The sequence below is a fragment of the Bacteroides rodentium JCM 16496 genome (assembly GCF_000614125.1).
GTDB classification, from domain to species: Bacteria; Bacteroidota; Bacteroidia; order Bacteroidales; family Bacteroidaceae; genus Bacteroides; species Bacteroides rodentium.
Map to the genome: position 1 here is coordinate 1 of NZ_BAKJ01000083.1, position 7,303 is coordinate 7,303.

Here is a 7,303-nt window from a genome sequence, read left to right on the forward strand (position 1 = left end):
GACTTTAGGGTTCGCATCGTAAGCGTACTCGTCAGCCTGCTTCGCCCCGTCCTTGAACTCGAAGCCATTGCCGTAGGCGGAAGCCGTTGCCGCATCGTCCACACGGCTCAGGCGGTTGCCGTTCAGGGTGAAGGTCAGGTTGTCAATCATACCGTAAGTGGCGGCAACAGTCTGTCCGTAGCGTTGCAGGTTCCTGATGTTCCCGTTCTTGTCGTAAGCGGTCACTTTTTCCGTATAGCGCTGCGCCGTGGACAGCATCCGTCAGGCGGTTCAGTCCATCGTAGGTGAAGGTGTAGACGTGTGGTTCCGTTTGCCGTCCGGTATGTATATGAAAATCTCTGCTTACGCGCAATGACATAAGCAGAGATTCAATTAAAAGTATCGAATTAGGAATTTCTGATATTCAGAAACAATGTATGAAGATAGAGAATTATCTGCTTCCCTGAAAACTATTTCAAGTCATACCTGTCAAAACTACGATATTCCTTTTTCATTTGCAGCCACTCTTGCCGTTCCTTCACGTACCTTGTTGTATCTGAATAATACCGTCCACATCTTTCGTAAAAAAGAGGCTCTTCATCAACTACAACTTTAGAAGAGAGTTTGTTTTCTATGATTCCCCAACCTTGAATACGCAAATATAAGGTATCATTGCTCCATCTATAATATATAGGGTCTATAGCACCGATGTAGTTAAGCCTTATGTAATTATCTTTAGGTAATACACCTTTGAACTTATAGGGGATGAGATAGATACCAGCTCCAATTTCCTCTACTGATTCTATTGTAAACATATCCCATAAGATACCGGTATGGAAGATTGCTGTCAAACAAGGCCCTTTCTGATTTTCGGTGTCATAATAATAATTCTTTTCTGTTCTGTTGAACAAATAGAATCCCCAAGGGGAGTAATAAAATACTCCCCCAATAAGAATTGCTAAAAGTATTAGACGGTTACGTCTCTTTTTCTTTATCTTCACTTTACTTGAAATTTAACTCATATCCACGTTTCTGAAATATATGTGATATGGGAGTCTCACCATAAAATCCTTTAGCTCCTTTATTTGCAGCCTTAAACAAGTATCCCGGTAACAGCAATCGATTGTTTTCAGCCAGTTGCAAAGCCCCGAATGCCGTATAAGTTACTTCTGCCGAAAGGCCTCCTCTTCAAGCAACCATACCCGCCAATATATTGCCGGCGTCACGTCTTGAAACATATTTCCCCTTGCCGAACTGCGAACCTTTATAGGGGTCACCATGCTTGATGTCGAAATACTCTCCGTTATTGGCATTCAGCGCATAAACAGCCAACTCTAACGGCTTCATCTTCAGAGTGGAAAGATACCTGAAGCGGTTGAACACCATTCGGGAGGCCTCAAAAGAACCAAAGTCAATTTGACCATACGCCTCTTTCGTATCCGGTTTAACAAACGAATCCCATTCATAAGTCTCTCCCATTTTCTCACCTCCGGCAGCAGTATTGTTAGAAGAATAATTCTCAACCAATTCTTGTTTGGTTCCTTCGAAATCCGTATTGTGCTTGTACACTCCTAAATCTCCGTCATTATATACTTCAACAACATTGCCCAAAGAATCTGTATGGGTAGAGGCCAGACAACCGGTAGGGTCAACATATTTTATAGGGTTGTTCAAACAGTAAGCATAAGAACTCCAAGGATAAAGATTCTCCGCCAGCGGATCCACCGTCGTAAACCTTCCCAGCGCAGCATCATAATGCCTTGCCCCATAATCATACCAGTTCAGCCCTTTCTTCGCATCAAGTTCCTTGCCATTGTATTTGTAAGGCTGCACGTTGCCGGTGCTTGCAAAGACTCCACCGAAGGGGTAGTAATGGTTTGCCTCCTCCACGGCCCCGCTGCTGTCCACCACCAGGCAGTTGTTTCCCTGATGGTCTTTCACGTAGTAGTGATAGCTGTTGTCGTCAAGTGTCACATAGCCCTCTTCGTGCAGGAGAAGCCGGGGGACATTGTTTTCATAGATCACATTCCCACAATACACCGTGGTAACCGGGCTGGTGGGGCCGTCCAGTTCCTTGTATATCGTCCGTCGGCGTACACCATCGGCAGTATAACCGTGCTGAAGGAAACCTCCGGTATTGAAACTGAAGTATATCGACAAATTTAAAAAATTATATCGGATATTGGTGATATTCTTATTCAAATCTTTCGTCAGATTCCCGTTGGCATCGTAAGCGTACTCGTCAGCTTGCTTCGCCCCGTCCTTGAACTCGAAGCCATTGCCGTAGGCGGAAGCCGTTGCGACATCATCCACACGGCTCAGGCGGTTGCCGTTCAGGGTGAAGGTCAGGTTGTCTACCAGGCCGTAGGCGGAAGCGGAGGTCTGCCCGTAGCGTTGCAGGTTCTTGATGTTGCCGTTCTTGTCGTAGGCGGTCACCTTCTCGGTATAACGGCCTGCGCCGTGGACGGCATCCGTCAGGCGGTTCAGGCGTCGTAGGCGAAGGTGTAGGCGTGGCCGGTTCCGTTTGCCGTCCGGCTCATGGCGGTGATGTTGCCGTTGTAGCCTGCCGTGCCGTTGTTGTAGGTCAGAGACTGCTTGAACTTACCGCCGTCAATTCCCGTCAGCCAGCCGCGGATGTTGTAGGCGAAAGTCGCCGTATGGGCGGTGCCTCCCAGCTTCTTGCTTTGCAGCCTGCCCAGGTTGTCATAGGCGTATTCTGCCAGGGTCACGGTGGCGCCGCCGTCCAGTTTGTGCTGCACCTTGCTCAGGCGGTCGGCGTGGTCGTAGCTGTAGGTGGTGACTTCCGTCAGGCTTTTGTAGCTTGAAGCATGCGCATGGGTCACGGTCTGCGGCTTGTCGGTGAAGGTGTAGGCGGTGGTAGTCACGTCATAGCTAATACTCATGTAAGCATACATGGAAATCCCTGCTTACGCACAATAGCATAAGCAGGGATTTATTTTAAGTCACACTTTCAAATAGATTACATACAAAGTTTTCTTTTTTATATCTAGCACATAAAAAGCAACTGCATTTCCTAACTTTTTATAGTAAAAAGAACAAAATCCATTTTGCGATTTTAAAGATTCACAAGCCTCCGAAATCCATTTGTTTCGTAGAGAATCTTCTCTTTTCCCAAAAGCTATTTCGTAGAAAGTGCTAAATTGAGTACTATCAACCAAATTTTGAGTCCAATTACTTTTTCCCCACAATAAAGAATCTGTCTCATATTCATTATCATACAAGATAAATGAGGAATTCATCAAGAAATGCTGTATTGTATTATTTGATAATTTATATTTTTCTACAATATCATAATCTTGCAGGTTCCAAGATTCTGAATAATCAAAAGATTCTATTTCTGCTTTAGTCACTCCTAAGATTTGAGCTATTTCAACGTCTGTTTTAGAAGCATAACTAAAAAAAATATTCCATATTATACCCAATAAAGATAATGATAATATTGTATATATAACTTTATAACGCATATTATTACTTATAAAAACCATTTTCTACTACTAAAAGGTCTATTAACGCGATGTCCTACATTACCTAACCCGTATCCGTATATTTCGTACGAAATACCTTTTCCTGCAACTTTACTGCCTATTCGGGTCGCAAAATTGCTAAAAGTACTTCCTCCTTTGTGATAATCAAAATCGTAAATATCAATACGGCCATTTTGATTACCTATCCTAATTGCCCCATTCGGATTCAGCAACATAATACTTAAGTTTCCATATACCAATCCTGTCCTCATATTTGGATGCTTAGGAGATAAAAAATTGTAAGGAACAGAATGGCTTAAAGATAAATCTTCAATAGACAACGGAGATAAATCTATTTTAGAGATGTCAACATATAGTGGTTGTCCTTTTCCTTCCCTATACCATTGATTAGCCTCCTTTAAAGTCAAGTAACCATCATAGTCCGGTCTATCTTTCAATCCTGCATAGCTCGTTGCATAATTTGAACGTGCTTCATCATTTACCAATCCATCATACCCTAAATCATGACTTAATGCCTCTTCATGGGACATGCCTTGCTTGAAGTTAGATTTATCCATAATGATAGCAGTGCCTTGCAAGCCTTCATCGTCAGTGCCTAACAACTTTCCTTCTTTGTCATAAATAGGGCTTATGAACATTCCTGTCGGGTCAATATAGCGTGCCGGATTATTGTCACAGTAAGCATACGGACTTATTCCATAGTACTTCTCCGCCAGTGGGTCCACCATCGTAAACTTCCCCAGCGCAGCATCATAATGCCTTGCCCCGTAATCATACCAATTCAGTTCCTTCCTTGCATTCACCTCCTTGCCGTTGTACTTGTAAGGCTGGACGTTACCGGTGCTTGCAAATACTCCGCCGAAGGGATAGTAATGGTTCGTTTCCTCTACCGCCCTGCTCTGGTCGATGACAACACAGTTATTGCCTTGATGGTCTTTCAGGTAATAATGGTATTTATTGTCGTCCAGTGTCACATAGCCTTCGTCCGTAAGAGGAGGCAGGCTTTGCTTTCTTCATAAATCACATTGCCACAATAAGCGATTGTCACCGGGCTACGAGAATCCGGTTTGGGCATATACTGTTTCCTGCGTTTCACACCATCCATCGTATAACCGTATTGCGCGAATCCTCCGGCGGAGAAGTCTATGCGCAGAGGCAAATTTAAACAATTATATTGAATCTTGGAAACACCTGCATTCAAATCTTTCGTCAAATTGCCGTTTGCATCGTAAGCGTACTCGTCAGCCTGCTTTGCCCCGTCCTTGAACTCGAAGCCATTGCCGTAGGCAGATGCCGTTGCGGCATCATCCACACGGCTCAGGCGGTTGCCGTTCAGGGTGAAGGTCAGGTTGTCAATCAGACCGTAGGCGGAAGCACCTGTCTGCCCGTAGCGTTGCAGGTTCTTGATGTTGCCGTTCTTGTCGTAGGCGGTCACCTTTTCCGTGTAACGGCCTACACTGTGGACGGCATCCGTCAGGCGGTTCAGCCCGTCGTAGGTGAAGGTGTAGCCGTGGCTGGTTCCGTTTGCCGTCCGGCTCATGGAGGTGATGTTGCCGTTGTAGCCTGCCGTGCCGTTGTTGTAGGTCAGGCTCTGCGAGAACTTGCTTCCCATGATTCCCGTCAGCCAGCCGCGGATGTTGTAGGCGAAAGTCGCCGTATGGGCGGTGCCTCCCAGTTTCTTGCTTTGCAGCCTGCCCAGGTTGTCGTAAGCGTATTCTGCCAGGGTCACGGTGGCACCGCCATCCAGCTTGTGCTGCACCTTGCCTAGGCGGTCGGCGTGGTCGTAGCTGTAGGTGGTGACTTCCGTCAGGCTTTTGCTGCTTGAAGAATGCGTGTGGGTCACGGTCTGCGGCTTGTTGGTGAAGGTGTAGGTTATTTCCATCACGTCATATCCGCTCATTTCATTGCTTTCCACACGCTTCACCTCACAGCTGCGGAGGTCGTAATAGTAGGCGGTGTAAATACGGCCACATAAACCGGTGCCCCCTACCATGTTGCCTGTCAAAGAGCCTTTCCCGTAGCCGGAAGTGTCTTTCACATAACGGCTGTCTGTAAATCCGGAAGTTCCCACGAAGTCGTAGTTGTCATAATAGTTCCTTATCTGCTGCTTGTAGCTTGAAGCATCGGACTTGTCGGTGCATTCCCCCTGCTCGGTCAGGCGGTTCAGGTTGTCGTACTTGTAGTACGTCCAGACTGGGGTACTTTGCGCACGCTGGTTGCCGTCCTGCGAGAAAATCAGGCGATCGTGGTCGTCGTAGAGGTATTCAACGGGCTGTGCGCCATTCACGTAGATTTCTTTCTGGATGATGTCGGAATGCATGCTCTTGTCAGGCAGGGCATGGTAGGCATCCTCTGAAGCGTAGTCGGCAGAGATGAAATGAAAATCCCTGCTTACACGCAAGGGAGTAAGCAGGAATTCATTTATGCTTGTCGAATCTGAAGGTTTAGAAACAACGAATGGCTAATATCTGTTTCAACGAAGACTAAGACAAACTAACTTGATGAAACAGAATAAAATGTATCCGAAATTTCTTTTACTTTACTATAATCATCTTTCCACAAATCTAATTCAAAGAGATTACCATCTTTATCTAAGTGCAATGTAGCAACAACAGTTACACCATCTAAATCTTGAAATTGACACTCTCCAGCCCGCTCACCTAAACATCGTCTTTTTTCTGATATTCCTTGGGGAAATAAGAGTAAGCTACCTGTGATTCCATTTATTTCTGTTACCAATATTTTTTCTCCAAAATTAGTCGGAAGACATAGACCCGCACGATTTACCAATTCAATCAAAAGTAATTTCTCTTTTTTAGTCAGCTTTCTTTTTGTTGGCGATATTTTACAGAAAAACAAGAGTATCATTGCTACAAAAAAGATTAAATAGAAAGTAAAGCTACGAATCATCCAATCAATTTCTGATCGCCGTGTGGAGTCATTATCTATTTCAAATTTGTCTTCTAACATCCAATAAAAAAGTCCATCTGCTGTAAATATAGCAAATACTATGGTCACTATTAAAAATACTATATATAGTTTCCTATTTAAGATATTCTTCATATAATTCATTATAAGTTACTTTTCTGATGCGACTGCCATCCTTTTTATTTTCATAATGTAATTGGGTGTCTAAATTACTAGGAGAAGTTGACTCTATTCCAAAGTTACCATTTGTTCCTACACTTATAGCTTCCAAACTTTTAGTTGTACAATTATTATCTAATAAATCATACTCATCTACTACTCTTGCATTTTCTGCATTACGATACCTTTTCTTTGATGGCTTTTTATCAGAGGAATCAAACAAATTTCTAAAATGTTTATCTACTTTTTCATCATTACCAGACGGAACTTCATAAACACGAGCTTCCATTTTAGTAATTTCATTTTTGATATATTCCAATGCTTCTTTACCTTTCATTATAATCAAAACACCTTCACCATTACGTGCAGAGCCTGCACTACTCGACTTGTTCCAATTTATATCACCATATCGCCCATAAGTATATACTGTTGTATTTTGCCCATTTCCTGTAGTAACAAAGACATGTCCAAAGCCTTTAGTTTCAACATATATTCGAGGTTTTCTTCCATCATAGTCTACATATTTCAGCGGATTATTTAAACAATAAGCAAACAAGGAAGTGGAGTAATACTTCTCCGCTAACGGATCCACCGTTGTAAACCTTCCCAGCGCCGCATCATAATGCCTTGCCCCATAATCATACCAGTTCAGACCTTTCTTCGCATCAAGTTCCTTGCCATTATACTTATAAGGCTGAACACTATTGCTACCTGCAAAGACACCGCCGAAC

General features: G+C 43.7%; 6 protein-coding genes and 2 pseudogenes. All 8 read right to left on the reverse strand.

Going from position 1 to position 7,303, the window contains the following annotated elements:
* Nucleotides 1-258: pseudogene (locus JCM16496_RS19945) on the reverse strand (RHS repeat domain-containing protein); the annotation flags it as partial.
* A gap of 191 nt (nucleotides 259-449) precedes the next feature.
* Nucleotides 450-980, reverse strand: a complete 531-nt coding sequence (locus tag JCM16496_RS19950) for a hypothetical protein (RefSeq protein ID WP_025836305.1) — start codon at nucleotides 978-980, stop codon at nucleotides 450-452.
* 637 nt (nucleotides 981-1,617) lie between these two features.
* Nucleotides 1,618-2,519 (reverse strand): annotated as a pseudogene (locus tag JCM16496_RS25345) (RHS repeat-associated core domain-containing protein); the annotation flags it as partial.
* Between the two features lie 423 nt (nucleotides 2,520-2,942).
* Complete coding sequence (locus tag JCM16496_RS19965; protein WP_128809756.1) at nucleotides 2,943-3,464, reverse strand: hypothetical protein; 522 nt, start codon at nucleotides 3,462-3,464, stop codon at nucleotides 2,943-2,945.
* A gap of 8 nt (nucleotides 3,465-3,472) precedes the next feature.
* Entirely contained in the window at nucleotides 3,473-4,459 is a 987-nt protein-coding gene (locus JCM16496_RS24410; protein WP_244440514.1) for an RHS repeat domain-containing protein, read from the reverse strand.
* A complete protein-coding gene (locus tag JCM16496_RS22430; RefSeq protein WP_128809757.1) occupies nucleotides 4,456-5,886 on the reverse strand; it encodes an RHS repeat domain-containing protein in 1,431 nt (476 codons plus the stop codon). Before JCM16496_RS22430 ends, JCM16496_RS24410 begins: the two co-directional genes overlap by 4 nt.
* 92 nt (nucleotides 5,887-5,978) lie before the next feature.
* Nucleotides 5,979-6,548, reverse strand: coding sequence for a DUF6984 family protein (locus JCM16496_RS23125; protein WP_025836309.1), 570 nt, complete (start codon nucleotides 6,546-6,548; stop codon nucleotides 5,979-5,981).
* A partial coding sequence (locus JCM16496_RS19980) for an RHS repeat-associated core domain-containing protein (protein WP_025836310.1) occupies nucleotides 6,529-7,303 on the reverse strand: 775 nt, incomplete at its 5' end. The genes JCM16496_RS19980 and JCM16496_RS23125, both read right to left, overlap by 20 nt.

Coding starts and splice junctions, on each gene's coding strand:
- JCM16496_RS19965 (WP_128809756.1), bottom strand. CDS start 3,464: ATGCGTTATAAAGTTATATATACAATATTATCATTATCTTTATTGGGT.
- JCM16496_RS23125 (WP_025836309.1), bottom strand. CDS start 6,548: ATGAAGAATATCTTAAATAGGAAACTATATATAGTATTTTTAATAGTG.